At 36.6% G+C, this 26,911-nt stretch carries 24 protein-coding genes; 14 read left to right on the forward strand and 10 right to left on the reverse strand.

Annotation, left to right across the window (positions count from 1 at the left end; genetic code table 11):
* Positions 1-266 precede the first annotated feature (266 nt).
* A complete protein-coding gene (locus NYE67_RS07255) occupies positions 267-1,250 on the reverse strand; it encodes an SEC-C metal-binding domain-containing protein (RefSeq protein ID WP_340727564.1) in 984 nt (327 codons plus the stop codon).
* 223 nt (positions 1,251-1,473) lie between these two features.
* Complete coding sequence (locus tag NYE67_RS07260; protein WP_340729589.1) at positions 1,474-2,373, reverse strand: DMT family transporter; 900 nt, start codon at positions 2,371-2,373, stop codon at positions 1,474-1,476.
* A 144-nt stretch (positions 2,374-2,517) separates the two neighbouring features.
* Here NYE67_RS07260 and NYE67_RS07265 point away from each other — a divergent pair, with 144 nt between their 5' ends.
* The 3 genes from NYE67_RS07265 (at position 2,518) to NYE67_RS07275 (ending at position 4,958) form a co-directional block, all read left to right on the forward strand.
* The gene (locus NYE67_RS07265) at positions 2,518-3,408 is read left to right on the forward strand and encodes a LysR family transcriptional regulator (protein WP_191699354.1); all 891 of its coding nucleotides are present in this window, start codon (positions 2,518-2,520) and stop codon (positions 3,406-3,408) included.
* Positions 3,402-4,064 carry a phosphopantothenoylcysteine decarboxylase domain-containing protein gene (locus NYE67_RS07270; RefSeq protein ID WP_340729590.1) on the forward strand — a complete coding sequence of 221 codons (663 nt, stop codon included), beginning with the start codon at positions 3,402-3,404 and terminating at the stop codon, positions 4,062-4,064. Before NYE67_RS07265 ends, NYE67_RS07270 begins: the two co-directional genes overlap by 7 nt.
* Positions 4,065-4,145: 81 nt before the next feature.
* Positions 4,146-4,958 (forward strand): VOC family protein, encoded by an 813-nt coding sequence (locus tag NYE67_RS07275; RefSeq protein WP_340729591.1) that lies wholly within the window; start codon positions 4,146-4,148, stop codon positions 4,956-4,958.
* Positions 4,959-5,003: 45 nt separating this feature from the next.
* Here NYE67_RS07275 and NYE67_RS07280 read toward each other — a convergent pair whose 3' ends face one another.
* Positions 5,004-5,204 (reverse strand): cold-shock protein, encoded by a 201-nt coding sequence (locus NYE67_RS07280; RefSeq protein ID WP_191699351.1) that lies wholly within the window; start codon positions 5,202-5,204, stop codon positions 5,004-5,006.
* 191 nt (positions 5,205-5,395) lie between these two features.
* Here NYE67_RS07280 and NYE67_RS07285 point away from each other — a divergent pair, with 191 nt between their 5' ends.
* The gene (locus tag NYE67_RS07285; protein WP_340729592.1) at positions 5,396-7,075 is read left to right on the forward strand and encodes a formate--tetrahydrofolate ligase; all 1,680 of its coding nucleotides are present in this window, start codon (positions 5,396-5,398) and stop codon (positions 7,073-7,075) included.
* Positions 7,076-7,168: 93 nt separating this feature from the next.
* On the opposite strand, the gene NYE67_RS07290 is transcribed toward NYE67_RS07285, so the two are convergent.
* Positions 7,169-7,321, reverse strand: coding sequence for a hypothetical protein (locus tag NYE67_RS07290; protein WP_191699349.1), 153 nt, complete (start codon positions 7,319-7,321; stop codon positions 7,169-7,171).
* A gap of 238 nt (positions 7,322-7,559) precedes the next feature.
* Here NYE67_RS07290 and NYE67_RS07295 point away from each other — a divergent pair, with 238 nt between their 5' ends.
* The 4 genes from NYE67_RS07295 to NYE67_RS07310 all read left to right on the forward strand — a co-directional run bounded on the left by NYE67_RS07295 (position 7,560) and on the right by NYE67_RS07310 (position 12,616).
* The gene (locus NYE67_RS07295; protein WP_340727568.1) at positions 7,560-8,192 is read left to right on the forward strand and encodes an HD domain-containing protein; all 633 of its coding nucleotides are present in this window, start codon (positions 7,560-7,562) and stop codon (positions 8,190-8,192) included.
* The gene (locus tag NYE67_RS07300) at positions 8,189-10,075 is read left to right on the forward strand and encodes an ABC-F family ATP-binding cassette domain-containing protein (RefSeq protein ID WP_340729593.1); all 1,887 of its coding nucleotides are present in this window, start codon (positions 8,189-8,191) and stop codon (positions 10,073-10,075) included. The genes NYE67_RS07295 and NYE67_RS07300 overlap by 4 nt, the downstream gene beginning before the upstream one ends.
* 10 nt (positions 10,076-10,085) lie before the next feature.
* Positions 10,086-11,207: a conserved virulence factor C family protein gene (locus NYE67_RS07305; RefSeq protein WP_340729594.1), complete on the forward strand. Its 1,122-nt coding sequence runs from the start codon at positions 10,086-10,088 to the stop codon at positions 11,205-11,207.
* A gap of 212 nt (positions 11,208-11,419) precedes the next feature.
* Positions 11,420-12,616 (forward strand): aldehyde dehydrogenase, encoded by a 1,197-nt coding sequence (locus NYE67_RS07310; RefSeq protein WP_340727571.1) that lies wholly within the window; start codon positions 11,420-11,422, stop codon positions 12,614-12,616.
* 56 nt (positions 12,617-12,672) lie between these two features.
* Here NYE67_RS07310 and NYE67_RS07315 read toward each other — a convergent pair whose 3' ends face one another.
* The 3 genes from NYE67_RS07315 to proB are packed head-to-tail and all read right to left on the reverse strand — an operon-like array spanning position 12,673 to position 15,954.
* Complete coding sequence (locus tag NYE67_RS07315) at positions 12,673-13,563, reverse strand: DMT family transporter (protein WP_340727572.1); 891 nt, start codon at positions 13,561-13,563, stop codon at positions 12,673-12,675.
* Between the two features lie 30 nt (positions 13,564-13,593).
* Entirely contained in the window at positions 13,594-14,847 is a 1,254-nt protein-coding gene (locus NYE67_RS07320; RefSeq protein WP_445683024.1) for a glutamate-5-semialdehyde dehydrogenase, read from the reverse strand.
* A gap of 24 nt (positions 14,848-14,871) precedes the next feature.
* Complete coding sequence (gene proB, locus NYE67_RS07325) at positions 14,872-15,954, reverse strand: glutamate 5-kinase (protein WP_340727574.1); 1,083 nt, start codon at positions 15,952-15,954, stop codon at positions 14,872-14,874.
* Positions 15,955-16,461: 507 nt separating this feature from the next.
* Between proB and NYE67_RS07330 the strand changes: the two genes are divergently transcribed.
* The gene (locus NYE67_RS07330) at positions 16,462-16,944 is read left to right on the forward strand and encodes a sigma-70 family RNA polymerase sigma factor (protein ID WP_191699342.1); all 483 of its coding nucleotides are present in this window, start codon (positions 16,462-16,464) and stop codon (positions 16,942-16,944) included.
* A 45-nt stretch (positions 16,945-16,989) separates the two neighbouring features.
* On the opposite strand, the gene NYE67_RS07335 is transcribed toward NYE67_RS07330, so the two are convergent.
* On the reverse strand, positions 16,990-17,382 hold the full coding sequence (locus tag NYE67_RS07335; RefSeq protein ID WP_191699341.1) for a glucosamine 6-phosphate synthetase: 393 nt from the start codon (positions 17,380-17,382) through the stop codon (positions 16,990-16,992).
* A 539-nt stretch (positions 17,383-17,921) separates the two neighbouring features.
* Positions 17,922-18,764, reverse strand: a complete 843-nt coding sequence (locus NYE67_RS07340) for a DegV family protein (protein WP_340729595.1) — start codon at positions 18,762-18,764, stop codon at positions 17,922-17,924.
* A 775-nt stretch (positions 18,765-19,539) separates the two neighbouring features.
* Here NYE67_RS07340 and NYE67_RS07345 point away from each other — a divergent pair.
* Positions 19,540-19,902: a fluoride efflux transporter FluC gene (locus tag NYE67_RS07345; RefSeq protein WP_340729596.1), complete on the forward strand. Its 363-nt coding sequence runs from the start codon at positions 19,540-19,542 to the stop codon at positions 19,900-19,902.
* 9 nt (positions 19,903-19,911) lie between these two features.
* Positions 19,912-20,274: a fluoride efflux transporter CrcB gene (gene crcB, locus NYE67_RS07350; protein WP_340730888.1), complete on the forward strand. Its 363-nt coding sequence runs from the start codon at positions 19,912-19,914 to the stop codon at positions 20,272-20,274.
* A gap of 51 nt (positions 20,275-20,325) precedes the next feature.
* Here crcB and NYE67_RS07355 read toward each other — a convergent pair whose 3' ends face one another.
* Positions 20,326-22,494, reverse strand: a complete 2,169-nt coding sequence (locus tag NYE67_RS07355; protein ID WP_340729597.1) for a DNA topoisomerase III — start codon at positions 22,492-22,494, stop codon at positions 20,326-20,328.
* Positions 22,495-22,930: 436 nt separating this feature from the next.
* Between NYE67_RS07355 and NYE67_RS07360 the strand changes: the two genes are divergently transcribed.
* From NYE67_RS07360 to NYE67_RS07370, 3 genes are all read left to right on the forward strand, one after another.
* Entirely contained in the window at positions 22,931-24,292 is a 1,362-nt protein-coding gene (locus NYE67_RS07360; protein ID WP_191699337.1) for an aspartate kinase, read from the forward strand.
* A gap of 95 nt (positions 24,293-24,387) precedes the next feature.
* Complete coding sequence (locus NYE67_RS07365; RefSeq protein WP_340727579.1) at positions 24,388-25,026, forward strand: DsbA family oxidoreductase; 639 nt, start codon at positions 24,388-24,390, stop codon at positions 25,024-25,026.
* Positions 25,027-25,128: 102 nt separating this feature from the next.
* Entirely contained in the window at positions 25,129-26,907 is a 1,779-nt protein-coding gene (locus NYE67_RS07370; RefSeq protein ID WP_340727580.1) for a glycerophosphodiester phosphodiesterase, read from the forward strand.
* The last annotated feature ends 4 nt before the right edge of the window (positions 26,908-26,911 follow it).

Consider the following 26,911-nt stretch of genomic DNA (forward strand, 5'->3'; position numbering starts at 1 on the left):
ATTATTAGGTTAATTAAGGGAACGTTTTACCGTTATTTTAAATAAAACCGTGGATTTTTATGCTTTTTAGGTCAATAACGGAAATTCCTTCCCTTATTTTTACTATTTCTCATGTTATTTTAAAAATAACGGAAATTCATACCTCTATTTTTCTCATTACCTCATTCAATATACAAATGCTTTTGAGCCACGCCGCCCGAAAAGCAGGGTATAATCCAAAGCAAAATAAAAGCTACTTCCGACGTCTCGAAAGTAGCTTTTTTACATTATTTTTTTTCTTTATAGAAAACTGTTAATTCTTGATAATATTTATTTAAAGAAGATGGTGATACACTGAAGCTCTCACCGATTTCTTTAACAGTGAATTTTTGTTCGAATAGGTCATGTTCCTGACCGAATCGTACAGCACCGGCAGCGATCGCACCGGCTTTACGTGCAGAAGGCTGTTTTTCGATTAAATAATCTTCTACAACCATTACAAAGTCATCATTGTTAATGCCCTTGTCCACCATAAATTCTTTAAGCAGTTCCACTACTTCCTGTTCGAAAGGTGTAAACTCTTCGCCTTCATAGCCATTCTCCACTAAACCTTCCCATAATAATAGATGGTTTTCTTTTGCAAATTGTTCGACAGTTAACTTACTAGCTTTAAATGCATTTGTAAACTGTTCAAATGATATTGCATGTTCTTTGTGGAAGAAAATCAATGTTGATACAGCTAGTACGTGATTCTTTTCGTTCGAGCCATCCGGTAATAAGAATGCGAATACCCGCATGCCTAATGGAATCGATTTATGGCTTTCTCGTTGAATTTGATAAGTCGTACCATCTAATGCAGAAATAGCTGTAAAGTACTCATTTTCTACTTCTTCAACAGTCCCGATGAAGAAAATCGGCTGTTCCCATGATTTTAACAGTTCAATCATTGATGGGCGAAGCGTCTTTTTCGCTGTTTTTGTTAAAAAGTTTTGCCAAATATCAGGTCGTTGATGGAAAAAATATTCATCCAGTGCAACAGCTTCTACTAACTCTTTGTGTAATTTTTTTTCAAGTTTCGGTGCCCATTTTCGAACTAGCTCCATAAATTCACGGATATCTTTTCGTTCTGGGTAATTACTATAGAAAGTTTGTAATACGTTTTCGATCTCTTCCTGGAAAACGTTTTGCGAAGTTACTTGATTTTTACCTTCACAACATTTCTTGTATTTTTTTCCACTACCACATAGGCATGGGTCATTACGTCCAATCATTGTAACACTTCCTTTAATACAACTTTTAAATACTAATACCGCAGTATTGCTACTATTAATAATAACGTCAGATTGTTATTATTGAAACTGATTATCTTTTTTGAACTATCAGAAAGATTGTTGCATTTTAGATTATATTAAATTATATGCAAAAATAGAACAATAATAGATAGATTATAAAAAAAAGAGACAAAAGCAAGCATTCTTGCTATGTCTCCTCATATTATATCATTGTTTCAGAGTGTGGTGCTGTAGATAACTTTTTCATAAATATAAATTGTTCAAGTTGGGCAACAGTATTTCCGATTAAGATAAAGGCACCGCCTATAACAAGCTGGGAAGTTAACCCTTCACCAAGGAAAATCAATGCAAAAATTGCAGCGAAAATCGGCTCCAGTGAAAAAATCAGTCCAGTATGAGTCGGAGAAGTATATTGTTGTACAACAGCTTGTGCAATAAAGCAAAATGCTGTACATATAATACCTAATCCTAAAATAGCGATCCATCCTGATGAAGTAGAAGGGAGTTTAGGAGATTCAAACATCATCGTAAAGAATGCTCCAAACAAACCTGCAACACCTAATTGATAGACTCCATATGAGATTGACTCCACATTTTTTGTAAATCTACTATTCAAGATTATGTAAATGGAATAACATAAGGCCGCAATCGCAACTAAAATATCCCCAATCTGAAAAGTGAGAGACGGATTAAATGTCAGTATTGTAATTCCGATCATTGTTGCTACAACAGCAAAACTAACTGCACGTGATGGAAGGCGTCTTTCCATTAAGCTAGTAATAATCGGTACTAATACGACAGTTAGGCTCAATATAAAGCCCGCATTTCCAGCGGATGTTGTTTTTAATCCATATAATGATAAAGCGAAAACTGAAAATAATAAAAATCCTTGGATGGATGCGTACAGAATCGTTTTTATATTCACACGTAACATTTTCGGTAAAAAGATTAACCCTGCGATTATAAATGCAATTAAACAACGTAATGCTACAACATTATAAGCTTCCAAAACTTCCAATCCCATTACCATAAAGGTGTAGGAGATGCCCCAGAACATTGTAACTATTACCATCAAAATATTTGCTTTTCCTTGTAAACTCACTGATGTCACCACATTTCCAAAGTATAAATATATCACTGTTATAAAACAGTATAAAACAGGATATTGTTATTAGTAAAACGAATGTTTATAATGGTAATTATGAAAAAAATTCATGATGAAATCGTGTTTGTGGAGTGAAATATAATGAGTCTAGTTAAATATGAAATTTTAAATAAAGTAGCAGAAGTGCACAGTTTTACTAAAGCGGCTACAAGTTTAGGGTTAACGCAATCTGCTGTAAGCCATGCTATATCCAGTCTGGAAAAGGAATTTGGATTTAATTTAATACATCGGAATCGGACCGGAGTAACATTAACGGAGGATGGCATGCAAATGCTGTATGAAATGCGGAAAGTTCTATCAGCACAAGAACATTTACAGCAAGCAGCCTCCAATATTTTAGGGGTAAGTAAAGGTACGGTGCGTATAGGGCTGATTTCTACAATTTCTACCCACTGGATGCCTAATATTATTCATATTATGGATTCCGAGTATCCGGGGATTCGTATCGAGCTCCGTGAAGGGGATTACTATGAAATTGAACAATGGTTGTTAAAAGGAGAAGTAGACTGTGGATTTTTGAATCGTACAAGCTCCAAACAATTTGACTTTATGCCTTTAAAACGGGATCCGTTATTATGTATTGTGTCGTCACATAGTCCACTATATGATAGAACAGAGATAGATTTATTGGAGATAGGGGATACACCAATAATTATGCCTTATTATAAAGGAACAAATGATGTAATGACCACATTTGAGAAATACGGTGTGCAACCGAATATACGCTTTGAACTGTATGATGAGAAGGCGATTGTATCAATGGTGGAGCATAATGTGGGCATCAGCATTTTACCGGAAATGGCGATATCCATGTTACCGGATAATGTTAAAGCATTGCCGCTCGCTCAGGAAAGTTTCCGGACAATCGGGTTATCAACAAAGCAAAAGCTTTCACCGGCCTCAAAAAAATTCGTGGAAATTCTAAAAAATTGGCTAGTAAATGTAGAATCAAAAGGGGAACAACTATGTTAACAGGAAAAAAGGTTTTAATAACAAGTGGTGGCACATTTGAAAAGTGGGATAATGTGCGTGGTCATACGAACTTATCTAAAGGGACAATGGGCAGCTATTTAGCAGAAGCCGCATATGAAAAAGGTGCGGACATTACGTACATGCATGGTGTCTTTACACAGCTGCCAGAGCATAAAGATGAAATGCAGCTTATTAAATTTGAAGGCATTGAAGATTTAGGGGAAAAGCTGAAACATTTATTGCAATCAGAAAAAATTGATTATGTCATTATGGCGGTAGCCGGATCTGATTGGCTAATAGATAAAGTGTTTGACCAAAGTGGAAACGAGCTAACGGAAAAAGGGAAGATGCCGTCTGATGAACCGCCAATCATCCATTTCAAAAAGGCGCCAAAAATACTGGCTCAAATAAAAAATTGGTCACCGGATACAACGCTAGTAGGGTTTAAACTGGAAGCAACCGATGACGAGCAGTTTTTAATGGATCGAGCAACATTACGAATGGAAACGGCAAAAGCGGATTATATGGTCGCGAATAGCTCGAAATCACTATACGGTGCGATGGAGCCGCATTATATTATTCACCGTTCAGGTAAAGTCGTAAAGGTAGATGGTAAACAAGCAGCCGCTACAGCTCTAATCGATTTATTCTCATAGATGATTTTATCTATTTCAATTTCAAGGACAATGTTATAATTAGAATATTCTAGCTATTTGAAATTGAAAAGAGGTTTAAATATGTATCAATTCGATCACCTAGTTCATTTTGTGGAACAACCAGAAAAAACGTTGCAAAAACTTCAGCAGGAAGGATTCCATGTTGTTTCTGGTGGAAGCCATGAAGCATGGGGTACATATAATACGTTGAGTTATTTTGATTTATCCTACATTGAATTAATCGGTATAGAAAATGAAGAGAAATACAAAGAAGCGGCAAAACAGAAATATACATTACATGCCAGCTATGAACAAAATCGACGTAAAGACGGCTTGACACGATTCGCGATTCGTACACAAACGATTGAAGAAGATGCGAAAAAGTTTAAACGAGCAGGCTTGGAAGTTTCTGGTCCTGAACATTTTACAAGAAAGCGCGATGACGGTTCGATAGTAGGCTGGCAATTGTTGTATATTGGCCACCCAAATGCCAAAATTGAGCTGCCATTTTTCATTCAATGGGATGAGGAGGATTCGATTCGCCGTAAGGAACTAACAGAGCGTGGTATATTAGCACAGCATCCGTTAGGGAATTTAAAGCTCGATGCCATCCATTTCGTCGTTCCGAACTTTGATGATGTAGAGCAAATTGCTAAACTTTGCGATGCGGAAATTGTAAAGAAGGAAGATTTAGAACAAAATGCCGAATACAGAATTGTTGTGTTAGGAGACGTAAAGCTCATTTTTGTAAAGCCGATTGGTGAAGGTATAGCTTGGAATTATATGATAGAAAATGGCTATGGCATAAAAAAGGCTGTATTTTCCGGTGCGTTGGAGGATAAAACGATTACAATTGACGGTGCACGATACGAAATTTTGAAAGCTACAAAATAAAAAGAAGCTGTAAACGATATATTAGCAATTCGTTTACAGCCTTTTCTATTTTTTAATAACATTCGATGCCTGAAGACCACGAATGCCATCAATTACATCAAATTCAACGACTTGTCCTTCATCAAGTGAACGAAATCCTTCTTCTCTTATGCCAGTAAAGTGTACAAAAACATCTTCACCATTATTACTCTCTATAAATCCGTAACCTTTTTCATTATCAAACCATTTTACAGTGCCTTGGTGCATCCGCTTTCTCCTCCGATACTGTCAAATTCAATTGATGAAACATTAAGAGTACAGAATATTACGAATAAACTATATACTAAACCAACAAGGAATGTCAATAATTTGTCGATTTATGCGTTTAAATTTATTTATCGATTCTGATAAAACAGACTATAATAAGAAAGACTATATAAATGAAAGCAGGGCGAGATATGTCAACAACTACGAAAAAACCGAAATCAGACATCGAAATAGCAAATGAGGCAACGATGAAACCAATCGTAGAAATAGCTGAAAATGCAAAAATACCTTTAGATGCAGTGGAACAATATGGTCGCTTCAAAGCAAAGATTGATACGAGTAAAATTAGTGGAACGGCCAATGCAAAAGTGGTGCTTGTTACAGCGATTAGTCCTACACCAGCCGGCGAAGGAAAGTCTACAGTAACAGTAGGCTTAGCAGATGCCCTTCAACAATTGAATCAGCGTGTAATGGTTGCTTTACGCGAACCGTCACTAGGACCGGTAATGGGTGTCAAAGGTGGCGCGACAGGTGGCGGGTATGCACAAGTTTTACCGATGGAACAAATTAACCTTCATTTTAACGGTGATTTCCATGCGATAACTACTGCGAACAATGCGTTATCGGCATTAATTGATAATCATATCCACCAAGGGAATGAACTTCATATTGATCCTCGCCGCATTATTTGGAAACGTGTTGTTGATTTAAATGATCGCGCATTACGTCATGTTACAGTCGGTTTAGGCGGACCACTACAAGGGGTACCTCGTGAAGATGGTTTTGATATTACGGTAGCATCGGAAATTATGGCGATTTTCTGTTTAGCGACAAGTATTAAAGATTTAAAACAGCGCCTGGCACGTATCGTCATTGGTTATACATATGACCGTGAGCCTGTGACAGTAGGAGATTTAAAAGTAGAAGGTGCCTTAACTTTAATTTTAAAGGAAGCAATGAATCCAAACTTAGTTCAAACAATTGAAGGTACTCCTGCTTTAATACACGGAGGTCCCTTCGCAAATATCGCCCATGGATGTAACTCGATTATCGCGACACAGACAGCTCGTAAACTTGCGGACATTGTTGTAACGGAAGCTGGGTTTGGATCAGACCTTGGCGCAGAGAAATTTTTAAATATTAAAGCACGCGAAGCAGGCTTTGAGCCAAGTGCTGTTGTAATTGTCGCGACAATTCGTGCCCTAAAAATGCATGGTGGTGTGGCAAAGGCGAATTTAGTAGAAGAGAATGTAGCGGCTTTACAGGATGGTATTGCCAATTTAGCGCAGCATGTTTCGAATATACGTAATTTCGGGCTTGAGCCAGTCATTGCATTAAACCGCTTCATTACAGATACCGAAAAAGAACTGCAAGCTGTTTTACAATGGGCAGAAGCCAATGAAGTTCGAATCGCTCGTACGAATGTGTGGGAAGAAGGCGGAAAAGGTGGAATTGAACTTGCTCAACAGGTGCTGGAAGTAATCAATCAGCCAAGCACTTATAAGCCTTTATATGAGCTACAGGAAACAGTGGAACAAAAGTTAGTGAAAATTGTACAGCAAGTATATGGTGGAGCAGGAGTACAATTAACAGAAGTGGCGAAAAAACAATTGGCTACTATTGAGAAAAACGGTTGGGATAACTTGCCGATCTGTATGGCAAAAACACAGTATTCATTATCTGATCAGCCAGGCTTACTAGGGCGCCCAACGGATTTCATCGTGACAATCCGCGAAATAATACCAAAGCTTGGTGCAGGCTTCTTAGTATGTCTAACAGGAGATATTATGACAATGCCGGGCTTACCTAAACAGCCGGCAGCATTAAGGATGGATGTTGCGGAAGATGGCAGTGCTGTAGGTCTTTTCTAATTAAAAATCCTAAAAAAGAAACGTATTCGTATATATTATGCGAATGCGTTTCTTTTGTTTTGAAAATTATTAGTATTCAATGGCTTTAGTCCTTTAAAACATAATTTGGAACAGGTTAGTCACAATCATAAAAGTTGCGCTTGCACCATAGGCTACTGACCCGATTAGTATTGGAGAAATGACGATTAGGCCTTTTCGTTGATTATCATTCATATTTGGTGTAACCGCTTGCATTATTCTTTCCATAAATAACACATCCTTTTCTTCTGTTTTGTGTTTCTGTAATGCTATTATATGTTTAATTTTTGTATAATTCAATAGAAATGTTCACATTTTTGACAAAAAGTTTCATGTAGTCCTATATTTGCGAAAAAGAGTTTTAACGTGGAACTATAGAATGACATGCTAATAACTTCTGTACCGATTGTGTAACATGTTAAAATGAAAAGGTAAAAGAATCTAATTGAAAATGGTGAATGATATTATGAGAGAACAGATACAGCATTGTGAAAAGCTCGTTAAAGGGATATATGAATCAATGGATGCAAGTCATGATTTCCAGCATATTGAGCGCGTCTATAATAACGCTTTGGCAATTTTAAAAACCGAACCTTCAGCAAATGAAAAAATAGTTTGCTTATCTGTACTGCTGCATGATGTAAGTGATTCAAAATATACGACAGACAAATCAAATGAAGAACGGATATTAAATGAACTGGAATTAACTGCAGATGAGAGAAAACATATTCAAACAGTTATTGCGGAAGTATCTTTTAACGGGGGCAATGAGTTACCAGCGACAACGATAGAGTCTAAAATTGTACGGGATGCAGATCGCTTGGATGCTATAGGTGCCGTGGGAATTGCACGTACTTTTGCTTATGGTGGTGCAAAAGGGCGCAAGTTGTATGATGATTCAGAAGAAGTGCGCTTTCAAATGACTGAAGAACAGTATCGTAGTCAATCAACGGCTAGTGTGACACATTTTTATGAAAAACTATTATTATTAAAAGATTTAATGGTAACAGCAAAAGGGTGCGAAATGGCTGAAGAGCGTCACAACTATATGGTACAATTTTTAGATCAGTTAAAAAAAGAAAGAGACGGGATTTTATGAGTCATTTAATCGTATCAAATTTAACAAAAACAGTAGGCGATAAAACGCTATTTCAAAATATTGAATTCACTATTTATGAAGGGGAACGTGCAGGCTTAATTGGTATTAATGGAACAGGGAAATCTACATTATTATCCATCTTGGCTAAAAAGCAGGATGCGGATACAGTGGACTTTGACCATCCGAATAAATACCGCATAGCTTATTTGGAGCAAGATCCTCAGTTTTCAAATGATATAACAGTATTACAGGCGGTTTTTGATGGAGATTCTCCCATTTTGCAATTAAACCGTGCGTATGAAGATGCGGTTACTGCATTATCACAAAATCCGCAATCCGAAAAATTGCAAAATGAACTATTTCGTCTTCAGCAACAAATGGACACTGAAAATGCATGGGATGTGAACGCATTAGCAAAGCAGGCGTTAACAAAGCTTGGCATCGATATGTTTGATAAAAATGTAACGGAACTCTCCGGTGGTCAGCAAAAGCGTGTTGCACTAGCTAAAGTATTAATTGAACCAGCAGATCTTTATTTATTGGATGAGCCAACAAACCATCTAGATGTTGCTTCTACAGAATGGTTGCAGGATATGGTGTCTCGATTAAAAGGGGCGGTTATATTTATTACCCATGATCGTTATTTCCTAGATGAAACGGCTACTCATATATACGAACTAGCAGATAAAACATTATATCGCCATACTGGTTCATATGGGGATTTCCTCGAAGCACGAGCAATTCGTGAAGAGATGAATGCAGCATCACAGGCAAAAATGCAAAATCGTTATCGTGCCGAACTTAAATGGATTCGACGTGGTGCAAAAGCGCGTACGACAAAACAGAAAGCCCGTATTCAGCGATTTGAAGCGTTGGACGAATCGATTGACCGTTCAAATGACCAAACCGATTTAGAGTTAGGACTGGCGACAACTCGTTTAGGAAAGAAAGTATTGGAATCTGACGGAATTTCCAAAGCTTACGGAGATCGTGTCATTATTAAAGACTTCCAGTTTTTATTGCAGCATGGGGATCGAATAGGAATAATTGGAGCAAATGGCTATGGGAAATCTACACTATTGAATATGCTTGCAGGCGAAGTTACACCTGATACAGGTGAAGTTATTGTAGGCTCTACAGTAAAGCTTCTTCACTTTAAGCAAGCATTGCCTCCGATGAATGAAAATGCGCGAATGATTGATTATATCCGTGAAGCTTCCAATGACATCACAGATTCTGAAGGTATACGCTATTCTGCCTCTCAAATGCTGGAGCGGTTCTTGTTTCCCCTTAATTCTCACGGGACACCGATAAGCAAATTATCAGGTGGGGAGCGAAAACGTCTGCATTTATTGCGCCTATTGATGGAGCAGCCGAACGTATTGCTATTAGATGAGCCAACAAATGATTTGGATATCGAAACATTAGGCGTACTGGAAGATTTTATTGAAAACTTCCCGGGAGTCGTTATTACAATTAGTCACGACCGATTTTTCTTAGACCGGATTGCCAAAAAACTTTGGATTTTAGATGGCAAGGGCGGTGTATCGGAAAGTCTGGATGTGTATACTGATTATCTAGCGAAAAGAGAATCCGAGCTACAGCAGGAAGCTAAGGAATTGAAGCAGGAAAAACCGAAAGTAGAAAAGCAAAAAAATGATAAGAAAAAGTTATCGTTTAAAGAACAAAAAGAGTGGGAAACAATAGCTGAATCCATTGCACAAATGGAAGAGAAGATAATGCAGGTAGAAGAAGAGATTTCGACTGCTGGCTCTGATTTTACAAAACTTCAGCAATTGACGTCAGATTTGGAAAAATATAATTTAGAATACGAACAATTAATTGAGCGATGGAGCTATTTAGACGAAATCGTAAATGGATAGGAGCCTAACTATGAAAATTTTATCAATTGAACCGACGCCAAGTCCAAATACAATGAAAGTAGTAATTGATCAGGATTTACCATTTGGCAAAAGCTTTAATTATACGAAAGATAATATTTCGGACGCTTCATCTGAACTACAGGCTATTTTTGCCGTAGAAGGTGTAAAGGGGATTTACCATGTATCAAACTTTTTGGCGGTAGAACGTAACGCTAAATATGCGTGGGAAAATATATTGGCTGACATTCGACGTGCAATTGGTGGACAGGCTACGGAAAGCACTGAGTATGAGTTAAATGAGCATTATGGAGAAGTGAACGTGCATGTACAAATGTATAAAGCGATTCCATTACAAATTAAAGCATTTGACGGAGAAGGCGAAGTCCGAAAAAGTGCAGGCGATCGTTTTACAACGGCATTTAAACGTTTGCAGTTTAGCGTAACTGATGAAAACTATATTTTCGAACGAAAATGGGTTGATTTCGGCGTTCGCTACGGCGACAAAGAACAAGTGGCACAAGAAGTGCTAAAAGAAGTAGATGCACTTTATCCGCAAGATCGTGTTGAGTCAATCGTTCAGTCAGCTAATGAACAGGTCGTGACAGCCGCACAAGAGCGTAAAGAAGTAACATTGGCGCAATATGAACAAGTGGAAGATTGGCAACAACGCTTCCAGCTGCTTGATCAACTCCCGGATCCAGAAGTGAAGGATATTCCGCTGTTGGAAAAAGCATTGGAAGATGAACAGATGTCTGTTCGCCGTCTTGCTACTGTTTATTTAGGAATGATTGAAGATATAGCGGTTGTACCGGCATTAACGAAAGCACTGAATGATAAAAGTGCAGCGGTTCGCCGTACAGCAGGTGATTGTATGAGTGATTTAGGATTGCCTGAATTTGAACAGGCAATGATCGCAGCGCTTGGTGACAAAAATAAACTTGTACGCTGGCGTGCTGCAATGTATTTATATGAAGTCGGCACAGAGCAGGCAATTGCAGCGTTAAAAACAGCGAGTGAGGATAAGGAATTCGAAGTAAAGTTACAGGCGAAAATGGCTTTAGCCCGTATTGAAGGCGGGGAAGAGGCAAAAGGTTCCGTCTGGAAACAAATGACGGAGAGTCGAAAAGCATAGTGTTCAATAAATGAGCGTCGCACTGTTGCGGCGCTTTTTTGTTTTGAACACACTGTAATTTAGCCCGCTGACGTGTCTTTCATACTTAATCCGATTAGTATATTTGTAGGTATTCGTTAAATTGAGCGGTGTTTTTTTATAGATAAAATGGAAATTTTTACGTATTTGTTATATATTTAATATTATAAAAAATGGAAGGTGATATATGCTATATGGAATTATTACTGGAAAATCCAAGCGGTTTAGAGAATGAGCGAAAGGAAGCACTACTAAAATTATTGTATTCCACTAACTTTGAAGATCGTATTTTTTTAAAAAGCAAAGATTTTTATTTATATTTCCATGATTTATGGTCGCTTTTCGAAATTGGCCAAACGTATAAGCAAAATATTGTTGAAGAAAATGTGAGATTAAAGGATTGGAGAATATTTATACTGGAGTATTTTGCTTCACGAAACTTGGAGGAAATGCAATTTGAAAATTCAACCAATTCTTCAGTCAAGAAATTTCTTATTTCTCTCTATATAGTAAAAAAAATTGCAAAAGATTATTTTACAGTGCTCGGTAAAACACTGAAGCTGAGAACGATAAAAAAGGAATACTCATCGAACATGGATATTGCTATAACCGGGGAGCATGTATTTCAGCAGGAAGTACTGCTGAAAGTCCAAAGTAATTGGTACATAAATTTATACAAATTTAACAAAGTGTATGATCGAATTATTGAAGAAATATTAGAAGAAACGAAAGCGGTTGAACAATTGTTTGGCGAAGAAGTATGGGATACAATAAGTAATGATAATCTCGAGAATATGATGAACTTTCTGGAAGCGAAACATTTTACAGAAGTGTTATTTTGGAAATCGAAATTTCAGTCGGAACAATTTTTGAAAATTGGTCTGGATCCCAATAGTACATATGTGTTTTGCGTCCAAAAAGATATCTCAATGAAAAGAAGCTTTAACTTACAAACAGCATTGGCACTTGCCGTGGCAGAATTCTCGAAAAAAAATGAACATAATTTTGTTTATGTGCCTTTTGCAGAGAATATCGACAAAGAAATGATAGCCTTAAATGGGAAGATAGACTTTAATGATTATGTTGGATTTAATAATAGTTTCGATAGTAAAATGAATCCAGTTGATTTTAAAAGTGTAATCAATTATGCCTTTACGTTACTAAAACTTGGGCTAACACATAGCAGTGGCGGAAAAGTTTATTTGTTATGCAATGAACTGTTATTTGAAAATTTCCCGCAGGAAGAAGAATGGCGGGTAGCTGTTACACAGTATAAACAACAGAAAATGATTGAAATTGTTGTTATTTATATTGGGGATAAATCGAAGCTGCAAAATATTTGGTTTGCAGATAAAATATTAGTCCCAAAACAATTGGCTCAATTCAGTTAACAATAAAACTCTAATTAGTATGGGGAATGTGCACCTTACTAATTAGAGTTTTATTTTTAGGAACTATTTGATTTCACTGTTTCAGCTTGTTGTGGTGGATAAAAAACAGTATATAAAATACTGCCGAAAATCAGTATAATACCAGCTACTTGCAAAAGGCTTGGTCGGAATGACAGGAAGATGGCATCGAGTAAAATAGCTACAACAGGATCTACAAAAACGAGTACAGATACTATTACAGTAGGTAAATCTCGTATACTGTCAAAAAACAAATAGTAGACAAAGCCAGTATGGATAAATCCTGTACCGAGTATATAGAGCCAATTCGTATTCGTTAAATTAGTAAATGCATTAAAGTCGCTTAATGGAAACAGTAAGACGATCCCTACCATTGTTTGGACGAAGGTTAATGCATAGGAAGACATACCTTGAATCGTTTTACTCGTAAACATCGTTAATGCATAGCATATCGCTGATAGCAGCGCCCATACAAACCCTGAATTCATAAATTGGGCGATACTCGTAAAGCTATCAATGCCAACAATAAGAATGCTTCCTAAAAAACAAATAACTGTTGCACAAATCGACCTTATTCCCATCTTTTCCGCCAAAAAGACGGAACCTAACATTAACACAAATATAGGTGCCAGATTATAGATGGAAATCGCAATCGATATAGACATGACTTCAAATGCCTTAAATAAAAACACCCAATTCAGAACGATAAATATACCACATAATACAGTCTTTAATACTTCTTTTCTTTCCCAAACTTCTGTCTTATGTCCACCAGTTAGAAGCCAAAGACCTCCTAAAAAGATTGTTGCGCAAATGCAGCGGACAAACACGAGCTCCACAGCAGGTAAGCCTGTCTGAGTAGTGAAAAATCCAATGGAACCGAAAATAGCCATAGAAATAGTGAGCTTAATCATCGAGCCGACATTCATAGTGGGGAACCTACTTTCTGTAAACAGCCATTATTGTCGAATTTGACCGTTACCATGAATGAAATATTTAGTAGAAGTTAATGCAGGTAGCCCCATAGGTCCCCGTGCATGCAATTTCTGGGTTGAAATACCGATTTCCGCCCCATATCCAAATTCAAAACCGTCCGTAAAGCGGGTAGAAGCATTGTGGTAAACGGCTGCAGCATCAACAGAATTTAAAAATATGTTAGCATTTTGTATATTATCGGTAATGATGGCTTCTGAATGATTTGTTCCGTAATGATTTATATGATGGATGGCCTCGAAAACATCTTCCACGACTTTTATACTTAATGTCAGGTCAAGAAACTCCTCGGCATAGTGCTCATCCTCAGCAGGAATCGCGCTATCCAATATTTCACATACATGCTTGTCGCCATAGACTTTAATGCCGAGCTCATGATGCAGGAAATGTAAAAAATCTTTCCCGTAAATATTGAAAAAATCTTGATGAATAAGCAGGCTTTCCGCGGTATTACATACAGAAAGTCGCTGTGTTTTTGCATTTTTTACTATGGACTTTGCCATCTCAATATTAGCTGCAACATCCAAATAAATATGGCAGTTGCCAGCACCTGTTTCCAAAACCGGGACAGTTGATTCGCGCACGACTAAGTCAATTAATTTTTTACCGCCTCGTGGAATGAGTACGTCTAAATAATCGTTTAATGTAAATAGTGCTTTTGCAGTTTCGCGGCTCGTATCTTCAATGAGTAAAACAGCGTCTGTAGGGTAGCTCGCTGCTTCTAAAGCGCGGTGAATGGATGCGACTAGTGCAATATTCGAATATTTCGCTGATGAGCTTCCGCGTAAAAGAACCGAATTACCTGTCTTTAGTGAAAGGGTAGCAGCATCGACTGTAACATTCGGTCTTGCTTCATAAATCATGCCAATAACACCGAGTGGGACACGTTTTTTAATAATGCGAAGTCCATTTTCTTTCGTAATTTCCTCTAGTACTTCACCGACTGGATCTTCCAGTTGAATGAGCTGGATGATGGCATCGCTCATCGCTTTAATACGCGTTTCGTTTAATAGAATACGATCCAATGTGGAATCATCTAAGCCGTTTTCTTTCCCGGAAATAATATCTTTTTTATTTTCGGATAGAATTATGTCCATATCTGTTAATAACTGATGTGCTATACTTTCCAACGCTTTGTTTTTTTCGGAAGTACTTTTTACATTTGTCTCATAGCTCGCTATTTTAGCGCGCTTTCCTTTTGCTACTACTTCATTTTCCATTATTTGTGTCATATTCCTGCCTCCCTATATTTTTACCCATTGGTTCCGGTGAATGACCTCGATCGGTACATGCATAAGTTCAGCGGTACGTTTACCCATCGCGAGCTCCAATTCAGATGATGAATACATTACTTCACCGCGTCCAATGCATGTATGGCGGTCAAAAACTTCTACAACATCACCTTTTTCAAACTGGCCTTCAAATGCATACACACCAGCTGGCAATAAACTTTTTCCTCCATGTTGTAATGCCTGTACAGCACCTTCATCGATGAAAAGCTTACCTGAAGATTTTGTCAGCTTTACCCATTGTTTATTCGTAGGAATGGCTTTTTCATTACATTTAAAATAAGTGCCATCACCTTTATTTTCTAAAATTTCAATTAATTTTTCAGATCCGCATCCTGTACCGATAAACACATCTACACCGGCATTAGTCGCAAATTTTGCTGCCGCCAGTTTTGATTGCATACCACCTGTTCCAACCTTTGAGCCAGAACCGGATGCAAATCCTAACATTTCATCCGTAATTTCCTCAATCAGATCTATTCGTATAGCATTCGGGTTTGTTAGGGGATTGGCTGTATACAAACCGTTGACATCCGTCAGAATTACTAATTGATCTGCATGAATTAACCCACTTACTAAAGCAGATAGCATATCATTATCACCAAAAGTCAACTCAGCAACAGAAACGGTATCATTTTCATTAATGATCGGAATAATGGAACGCTCCAATAGCTCTGTTAAAGTTTCATACGCATTTTTATAGCGCTGTTTATCACTAAAGTCGGAGTGCGTTAATAATATTTGTGCTGGTGTTACCTTATACGTGTCGAATTCATCTGAGTAAGCTTGAATTAACACACTTTGGCCAACTGCCGCAGCTGCCTGCTTACCTTTTAATGTGACAGGTCTAGAGGAATAGCCAAGCTTTCTGAATCCGGCAGCGACTGCCCCGGAAGATACTAATATCACTTCATGACCGGCATGTTTTAATGTTGCGAGTGCCGCTACATGATCCTGAAATTTTTCATAATCGAGCTCACCTTTATTGTTCGTTAATGAGCTGCTTCCAATTTTTACAACAATACGTTTTCTTTCCATAAAAGCGCCTCCGATAACATACAAATAAAAAACACTTTTCATCCTAGAAATTAGGACGAAAAGTGCAGTTTCCGTGGTACCACCTAAATTGAATGTATAGTCATACATCCCACTTAATCTCATAACGCTGAGTCGGCGCCTATTTTTTAGGAGCTTGTTGAAGTAGGTTCGGTAGGTTTTGCTATGCCATTCTTTCAGCCTTTGGAATGTGCTCTCTTTTTTAGCCAAGTGCCACTTACTCGTCTTCAATATGCTTTTACTTTTTCTAATAGCATCATGCATGATAGGTAGTTTTTTGTCAATACCATCGCAGATTATCAAATTTAAAAATGTGCCGAAATTGTAATTTTAGAAGGTTTTATTAGAAGAAAACTGCATTTTTGGCCAATTTAATATTTATTTTGTGTGATTTCCTTTAAAAACTGCATTTTGCCCATTTGCACGAAATTTTTTAAGTTTGTACTACCTAGGAATATTGGTTGTGCACAGCTTAAAGGATTGGAAATTGTGCAGGAAATCGAACAAATTATTCTTGATCATGAAGAATTAATAAAAAAGGCGATATTTAAGCTGAAAATTTATCGTGATTTTGATGAGTATATGCAGGTAGGTCGAATCGCTTTATGGAAAGCGGTTAAAAACTTCGATAAAACGAAAGGGGATTTTGCTATGTTTGCCTATATGACAGTCAAGTTTGCAATTGCCCGTGAACTATCTAAATCAAATGATGTGAGTCAAAATGAGATTGCTGTGGAGGATGAGGTATTTTCCAATATAGAGGAACAGTCAATTGTCCAGCCTTGTCTTGAATGGCCGGAATGGTTCAATAATTTAAAAGAAGAGGAACAATTTTTACTAAAAGCCCTGTTTCTTGAAAACTTAAATTTGAAGGAAATTGCGGAAAAATATGATCTTCCTTATGAGGCACTGAAAAAGAGGCGACAGCGTCTATTTACAAAAATTAGGACGATGGTGAATCAGAGAAAATAGGAGGCATAATAAAAAGTGGAGGCTATTTCGCATCCACTTGACCTATTATTGCAATAAATTTAAAAAAGTCGTTCGTTGTTCTTCAGTTTGCTGCTCTCCATTGACTAACATAGCACCTAAGCGGTAATCTGTTTGTCCTTTTTCAACAACGTATTGTAAATTGATTGGCTGAACCGTATTTTCATATTCACATTCACCTTTAAATTCAACGACATGTTCCATCATTTTCGTCTGGAAATATTCCCAGCGGCTTTTTTCACAATAATTTGTAAAGGCATCTCCAGTATTAATAGTGCTATTCTCTGTGACTGGAGTTGCTTTTATGTATGTAATATAGTCATTATCAGTAACTGCTTTTTGCGGACCAAAAAAGTAAAAGAAGACACCAATAACTCCAATTGGTATAATCCAAAAAATTGTTCGCTTTCTTTTTTCCATATAACAAAACCCCCTTTTTCTATTAGTAGTATAACATTTGAAAGTTATGATTTTCTACATTGGGATAATATATAACTCGCTAATATTAGATATTCCTTTAAAGGTGGGTGCTATAAGGCAACCGTGTGATCCTTTCATCATTTTCACGTTTCATCGTAAAGTTGATTTATTTATTCACTTTAGTCTTATGGATACTTAAGTTTATAAAAAGGGTATCTCTTTTTATTACCTGGAATTATGCAAAGATTTACTTGATATAGATGGGAAATTAGTTGTTCGGAGTGAAGGCGGCGACTCCCAGGGGACAAGCACGTGGGAGAGAAGTAAGGAACAAAAGCTAACAACGCCACGTCCTGTGGCAACGCTTTTGTGATCAACATCCTGTTGACCTCGTGCCCCCGGAAAGCGTCCCCGTAACGGAAATTAATTCTGGTAGAAGCAGAAAAACATCCATTTTTTCTTGGGAAAATGAATGTTTTTCGTTTTGTCCAGGCTCGTTTAATTTTAAAGATGAGCTTTGTTTCAGCTTTATTTATTTTTTATTTTTTCATCCATGAAATGGCAAGGGTTCCTTCGCCCATATGTGTTACGAGTGATGGGCCGAAGTAGGCGAGTTTGAAATGGACAGTCGGAAACGTGGTTTGCAGCTTTTCCATCCATGTGCGGCCTTGCTGCTCACAATTGGCGTGCATAATGACAGCCTGCAATTCCCCATAGGTTTCAACTGCCTGTTGTAGTAAGTCTCTTACTCGCAAAACTGCTTTTCTTTTCGTCCGAACTTTTTCAAAAACAGCTATTTTTTTATCCTTTATGTGCAAAATAGGCTTGATTTGCAATAAGCTGCCGATGACGGATGATGCGACAGATAACCGTCCGCTCCTTTGTAAATGGATTAAATCATCCACAATAAAATAAGCCTCCAACGTTTTTTGTAAATCCTTCAGCCGTTCTATAATTTGTGGGGCAGATGCACCATTTTCAACTAATTTAGTGGCTTCAATAACATATGACGCTAATGGACCGGCAGCAACCTCCGAATCGAATACATAGACTTTTACATTGTCGACCAATTGGGCTGCCTGCAGCGAACATTCATATGTGCCACTCACACCGCTTGATATATGGATTGCCAAGATTTCATCATATTCTTTTCCAAGTCTTTCATAAAGTTCAACAAATTTTCCGATAGAGGGTTGTGAAGTTTTAGGAAATTGCTTAGTAGTATGTACAATTTCGTAAAATTGTTCTACGCTGAGTGTGAGTTCCTCTTCAAAAGTAGCATGATTAAAATGAACATTAATAGGAACAACATGTATATTGTGCTGTTTAAGTTCTTCAGTCGGTAAATAGACTGTGCTGTCTGTCACAATGGCAGTTTTCATGTAGTACACTCCTTCAAGTAATAATAGAACAAAAATAATCTTTATTTAATATTTACGTAAGGATTGTACAATTAGAACTAATTACGGATCATATCGAATATTTTATTGGTTATCCTAATAATCGTTCAGCCATCACTATATGCAAAAAGAGACCTGGAATATAAATTCCAGGTCTTGTGATTACTACTTTTCATCCTCCATGACACGCTGCCTCGCTTTCACATTAATTTTCAAAAGAAAATTTGTGCTTAAGCTATAATCAGTTTTTTTGAAGAACCTTTAGAGACGATCATTCGCACTCATCGGGTTAACCCTCCTAGTCAGTTGGATTGGAAGTGAAATCTTTAATAGTATAGGTCGGTTATTATTTTTTATACACTTTAGAAAAAAAAATTTGGTTTTCAAAAAAATTACGGTAAGACAGCGTTAAAACCACGTGATACGTGAAGTTTTTCAGTGTCCATCTAAAATAAGGGAAGATTTTTCCGTTATTTGAATGAGGTAGTTCATTTTTAGGTTAAATAAGGGAACGTTTTACCGTTATTTTAAATAAAACCGTGAAATTTCATGTAATTCAGGACAATAGCGGAAATTCCTTCCCTTATTTTAACTATTTTTTATGATATTTTAAAAATAACGGAAATTCATTCCTCTATTTATTTCATTACAAAAGCTTTGGAGAACGCCGCCAGAACGGACTTCATAGAAATTTTGTCACGCCCAACTAATGGTGTTTAATCAAGACATTTTATATAGGAGGAGGTTGGTACTTCACATGATTTACTTTTTAGTTGGCACTGCGGGAGCAATTGGCGCGGTTTTAAGATATGTAATTGGCATTTTATTTTTTACGAATAGCTCTTTTCCAATAACAACATTAATCGTAAATCTAATCGGATGTTTTCTGCTAGCTTGGTTCCCAACAAGTTTATTTAAACGACTTTCAGTTTCGCCAATGATTAGGACTGCTGTTAGTACAGGTTTTATAGGTTCCTTTACTACTTTTTCGGCTGTTAGTGTAGAGACAATCACCATGTTTCAAACGGGTAATGTGTTGTTGGCTGCCTTTTATGTATTTCTAAGTATTAGTGGGGGACTCTTAATGAGTAGGCTAGGATATCAGAGGAGCAGGGAGTGAACTGAATTGATGGTAATTACAAACTTATTACTCGTTGGAATTGGGGGGTTCTTTGGAGCAATAGCCAGATTTTCAATAAGTAAACATTTAAACAATAAAACAAAATATCCAATACCAATGGGTACACTTACTGTTAATTTGCTTGGTTCATTTCTTTTAGGAATTTTGATTGGAGCAAAAGCCGATGTTATGTTAGTTCTTCTATTTGGAACAGGATTTATGGGAGCCTTTACAACTTTCTCTACTCTAAAATTTGAAATGACCGAAATGTACGTAAATAAAAATAAAAAGATATTGCTGCTTTATACTGTATTGACATATGGACTGGGGATAATATTTGCTTACTTCGGTTATTTGATTGGCAGTTATTAAAAAACAGTGTGATTTCAAAAAATGAAATCCACTGTATTTTTAATTACTTTGCTATTTATCGAATTTAAAGGTGACCTTTTGTGCGTTATTGTCCCATATAAGATGTGCATCAAAAGTTTTCGCGCCTTTTTTAAAGCCTTTGATCAACGCTGTTTCGCCAGTAGCAAGTAGTTTTTTTATGTTAGGCTGCGTTATTGTTTTTCTTAAAATTTTCTTTGAAACGGAAAATTTACAGTTAGCTGTTTTATAATTGGAGCAGCCATAAAAAGTTCCATGATCAATAATGGATCCATCGCATAGCATGCATTTTCCGACAACTGTTTTTTCTCGGTTATATTTTTTATTGTAAGGATTATTGGCTGTAATTTTTTCTACTTCACTTTGATTAAAAGCCCATTCCTTTTCGCGTTCATTCGCATCTGTTATCAGTTTGTAGGAAAGCTTTTTTACTTGTTCCATAAAAACGTTTGGGGAAGCGGTACCTTCACCGATTTCAGACAGTCTTTGCTCCCATTTGGCTGTCATGGAAGGGGACGTTAAAATACTTTCTCCTAGTGCCTCGATTAATAGCATTCCCTTCGTTGTAGCAAAGACTTGGTTTCTTTTGATTTCGATATATTGCCGGTCTTTGAGCGTTCCAATAATTCCGGCGCGTGTTGCCTCAGTACCTAATCCTTCTGTTTTGGATAGGACCTTTTCTAATTCTGTATCTTCCAAATGTTTTCCCGCTGTTTTCATTAATGTAATTAAGTTACCTTCAGAATATCGATTTGGAGGCTGTGTTTCACTCTTTCTTTCCTTTGCTTTCGTTACAATACCTTGCTCATTTTCACGAAGCAGGGGAAGCAATTCATCTTTGTCTGCATTCGCGTGGAAAATTACTTTACGCCAGCCTTCTTCAATTTGCATTTTCCCCTTTGAAATGAATTCAGCCCGCTTTTCTACAAGGGAATGAATCGTAGTATAGGAATAAATAGCATTATTGTAGTGAGCCGCGATAACTTGTCTCACAACGAGATCATATATTTTAAATTCCTCCGGGCTGAGCTTCGATAAATTCGGCAACTGTTCTGTAATAATGATGGCATGGTGATCCGTTACTTTTTGAGGATTCACAAACCTTTTATTCGTCAAAATAGATTTTACAGGTGGTGGAAGGAGATTTTTGTATTGATCAATTTTACTTAAATTCTCCAGAATGTTCGGCAATGTTTTTGCTTCCTCGTTCGTCAAAAATTGTGAATCAGATCGAGGATAAGAAACTAAACCTTTCAAGTAAAGCTTTTGCAAAATATCAAGTGTATGCTGAGGTGAAATTTTAAAAGCCTTATTGGCTGTTGCCTGCAATGTAGAAAGGTTAAATAACAATGGGGGAGCGAATTCCTTTGTTTCTTCTTTAATACTCGTAATTTCAACCTGTTTATTCATACAGAAATTTGCAATGGCAATAGCTTGTCGTTCCTCCAGCACTCTCGAGTTGTTTTCTTTATGCCATTTAGCTTTTAATATTTTCCCTTCAAAATTAAACTCCGCTTCTATTTCCCAAAAGGGCTCAGGCTTAAAATTGGCGATTTCGTGCTCTCGTTTAACGATTAATGCTAGTGTAGGTGTCTGGACTCGGCCAATTGAAAAAACATCCTTTACACCTTTTTGCTTGAGAAGGACGGTATATAAACGAGATGTATTGATGCCTATTAGCCAGTCTGCGCATGATCGACTTAATGCTTCGTAATAAATATTTCTCGTTTTTTCTTCTGGTAATAAGTTTGCAAAACCATTTTTCACAGCGTTTTCAGTTAAAGATGATATCCATAATCGTTTCATTGGTTTATTGGCTCTGCATAACTTTAATATAGTCCGGATAATTAATTCACCTTCACGTCCAGCATCCCCGCCAATAATAATTTCCTGAATATCCGTTCTATTTACTAAAGCTTTAATTATATTAAATTGTTTATACTTTAATTTTGTCACTTTATATTCAAATCGGTCCGGAATGATTGGTAATGCTTCCAACGTCCATTTTTTCCATGATGGATTATATTCTTCAGGGGCTTTTAATTCACATAGATGTCCTATCGCCCATGTGATGAGTGCACCATCTGGAAAGTATGTGTTGGGTTTTACTTCGAAATAACCGGCTTTCTTTGTAGATGAAAAGGGAGCAGCCAATTTCGCTGCCTGATCCGGTTTTTCTGCTATAATTAAAAATTGCCCCATACTAAAACCTCCTCAGTGACAATGGGATAAATCTTAGACAATAGCACTCTTTGTTACTGTTGCCTTATGTAAATAATCACCTGTAATAATATCACAATCTGTCTAGTTTTAGTCCTATGAAATGCCTGACCTACTTCCATACATTTTAACTCTTTGAACCTTCATACTAGAGTGCAAAAGTAATTGTAGTAATAATAATGCTATTTTTATGTTTTTAGGAGTAAAATTGACACGAAATAAACGAATATCATCAATTATTTATAAAAATCTCATATTATATATTGACAAAACCTCGAAATATCCGTATTTTGACTAAATAGATTAATGAATTTACTGAATAGTCTTGACTGGAATGGAATAAATTTGTACACTGTGTAAAGTCAAATGTTTTTTCGGTGAGTACAAACATCAATTTTTAAAGTAAGGATCTGATGAGATGATAGTATGTAAATTTGGCGGCACATCTGTCGCAAGTGCAGAACAAATCAAAAAAGTAGCAAACATTGTGAAATCTAATCCTGAAAGAAAGATTGTCGCGGTTTCTGCGCCTGGTAAGCGTTCAAGCGATGATATTAAGGTGACAGATTTATTAATAGACTTAGCCAACACCGTAATGATGAAAGGTAATGTGGAAGAGAAAATTAGAGCTGTAGTTAATCGTTATCGTGATATTGCAGATGAACTTGGTTTAGACAATCTAATTTCCGATATTATTGAACAAGATATACGTGGCCGTGTCGCGGAAGAATACACAAATAAAGATATATTTCTTGATAATATAAAGGCTAGTGGCGAAGATAACAACGCTAAACTAATTGCCAGCTATTTTAATGCAATTGGAATGCCTGCTCAATATGTTAGTCCAAAAGATAAGTTAATTTTAAATGATATTCCGGAACGCACATACGCATTGCCGGAAGCATATGAAAACTTAAGTGTTTTAAAAGATACGGAAGAAATTGTGGTTTTCCCAGGTTTCTTTGGCTATACAAAAGAAGGTATTTTACGTACTTTTGATCGTGGTGGGTCTGATATTACAGGCTCTATTTTAGCGTCAGCTGTTGGGGCGGATCTTTACGAAAACTTTACTGATGTAGATTGTGTATTTGCTGCTAACCCAAAGGTTGTCAATGATCCAGTGGACATTAAGGAAATTTCATATCGCGAAATGCGTGAACTATCATATGCCGGCTTCTCGGTATTTCATGATGAAGCATTAATGCCAGTGTATAAACAAGGTATCCCAGTCAATATTAAAAATACAAATAATCCAACTGCACCAGGAACACGCATTTTACCAACAAGAACACAATCGAATCGTCCTGTTACAGGTATTTCAGCAGACAGTGGCTTTTCAATATTATACGTATCAAAATATTTAATGAATCGAGAAGTCGGATTTGGTCGCAAGCTTCTTCAAATAATAGAAGAAGAGAATATCTCCTATGAGCATACACCATCAGGGCTAGATGATATTTCTGTTATTATGCGATCAAGTCAACTTTCTCCGGAAATTGAAAAACGCATTATTCAACGTGTGAAAAATGAATTGTGTGCAGACGATGTACACTTTAGTCATAACTTTTCGATGATTGTCATTGTCGGAGAAGGTATGCGCCATAACACAGGCTTGGCCGCACGTGCAGCAGCAGCCATCTCAGGTACAGGGGCAAATATCGAAATGATTAATCAAGGTTCATCGGAAGTGAGCTTAGTATTTGGCGTTCGTTCAGAATTTGAAGATCAGATATTAAAAGGACTTTATGAAGAATTTTTTGCAGCCATTCCAACAGCTTGAAAGTATATTAAATAGTCGAATCCTTAACGGGTTCGGCTTTTTTTATTGATTTTGGGGTATTGTTGTATTAAGTGTAATTGATTGGAGGAATTTTTATGCAAATTGAAGTTTTTTCGGATTTTTCCTGTCCATTTTGTTATATTGCCAAAAAGAAATTGTTCCAGGCAATCGAACAGCTAAACTTAACAGAAGAAGTGGTCATTGAATATAAAGCCTATGAATTAAATCCTCAAGCATTAAAAACGACAGCATTCCCTTATGTTGAAACATTAATTGAAAAGAAAAATAATAATCGGCAAAAGGTAGATGAAATAATGGAGTCGATTACAATGCATGGAAATGAGGTAGGCGTTACTTTTAACTTCCAAAAAGTAAAACTTGCGAATACAAAAAATGCTCATCGCTTAAGTAAGTTAGCGAAAACGTACAGTAAGGATAATGAATTTGTTGAAATAGTGATGGATCGTTATTTTACAGAAGGTCTTAATTTAAATGATGAAGAAGAGCTTTTGGCAATCTGTGAAGAAATAGGGTTAGATCGTAATGAAGCGCATAATGTGATGGAGTATGAGCAATATTCGGAACAATTGGCAATGGATCGTTATGAAGCACAGCAACTTCAAATAACAAGTATACCCTTTTTCGTATTTGAAAACAGATACGGGATACAAGGGGTTGAACCTCTAGAAGTGTTCACGAAAACATTACTTCAAGCAAAGGCATTGAAAGAATAATGTTTAATTAGAATTAAGAAAAGGGAATGAAAAAATTAAGAAGGAAATTTGTTATCTTGATATAACGATAGAACAAACAATTTTACAGTCGGGGGAAGTCTTTTGGAAAGAGTAAAAAGAGTTATACAATTAATATTTCGCAATTTATATTATTATAGGGTGGACTATATACGGAACTTTGCGATTTTACGTATAGTTCAGGCGTTTATCGTATTACCGTTCATTTCACTCATGATCGCTATTATTATGGATATTACCGGGGTGCAGGCGGTAACTGAAGATAGTATTCCATATTTATTAACGCACCCATTTGCTATATTTGGCATAGCATTTATTTTATTTATCGGTATAATTTTCATATATTATGAAATTGGTTTTTTAATGCTACTTGCCTATCATCAGCAACGATCCATTCCTTATACGTGGAAAGGGCTTTTAAAAAGACTCAGCAAAAAAGTAATATATTTTATTAGCCTACAAACTTTATTAATAGTTGTTTATACCGCTTTATTAATACCTCTTATATCGGCGATTTTACCGATTTCACTATTACAAAATTTACATATTCCAAATTTTATAGTAGATGAATTACTAAATTCTACAAAAGGAACGCTATTATATATTGTTTTGTTGCTAGTTTTAGGTTTTATCGGACTGCGGTTTATTTTTACTTGGCCATTCTTTACGGTTCACCAGGAACTTTCGATTTATGGAGCATTAAAAAAGAGCTGGCAATTTTCAAAACGAAAACTGATTGAAACGATCGGTATGTTAGGGCTAATGGTAATCATACATATAACCCTTTTAATTCTCACTTTAATCGTTATCTTCATTCCTTTGTTTATTATTGAAATGGTTAAGCCAAGCTGGGGGTTAGTAGCAGCAGGGTTTACGTTGACACTTGCACAGGGTGCGATCCTGATTTTCTTTTCTATTTTACAAATTGTATTTTCACAGCTTCTCGTCATGGTAGCTTTCCAGCATACACATCAAAAGCCACTGATTATTCAGGAAGAATCGTTTAAACAAACAATTAAACAGTGGATTTTTATAATCGCGGTTTATACATTTTTCCTATTAAGCGCCATTAATATAGTTAATTTGGAAAAAACGATTTATACACCGGACACAACTGTAATTGCACATCGAGGGTTTATGGATGAAGGTGTTGAAAATACAGTTACTGCAATTGAAGCTGCTAAAAAAGCCGGGGCAGATATGGTGGAAATCGATATTCAACAAACAAAGGATGGGGAGTTTGTTGTATTTCATGACAAAACCCTTTCACGTTTATCAAATGAAGTTACAAAAACATATGACCTTACATTGGATGAATTAACGGAGACGACTATACTCGCAGATGGTTATTCTGATACAATTGCTTCTTTCGAGGAAGTACTTGAAATAAGTCGTACATTAAATATAAAATTACTTATTGAGATGAAGACACATGGATTTGAGACAGATGACTTTTTGGAAAGATTTGTAGCATTGCTTGATAAGTATGATGCGCTCGATTTACATTATGTACAGTCTCCGGATATACCAGTAATGGATCTTTTGGAAGAGATGGAGCCCCGTATTCATACGGGCTATATATACTCTATTGCATACGGTAAGTTACCTGTAAAAGAGTCTGATTTTATTTCTGTAGAACAGTCCTTTGGAACAGGTAATATTCAGAAACAAGTACAAGAGCAAGATAAGGAACTGTTTGTTTGGACGATAAATGATAAGAGTGATATGCAGCAGTTCTATGAGCAAAATGTAGACGGAATCATTACCGATCAACCTGATGAAGCACTCTCAATACGTCAGGAATTTAACGAAGAAAAGCATTTTATACGCCGTATTCTAAATAAAATTACGATTATTTACTAAGGGG

Origin of the sequence: Solibacillus sp. FSL W8-0474, assembly GCF_038004065.1 — a bacterium.
Classification (GTDB): domain Bacteria; phylum Bacillota; class Bacilli; order Bacillales_A; family Planococcaceae; genus Solibacillus; species Solibacillus faecavium.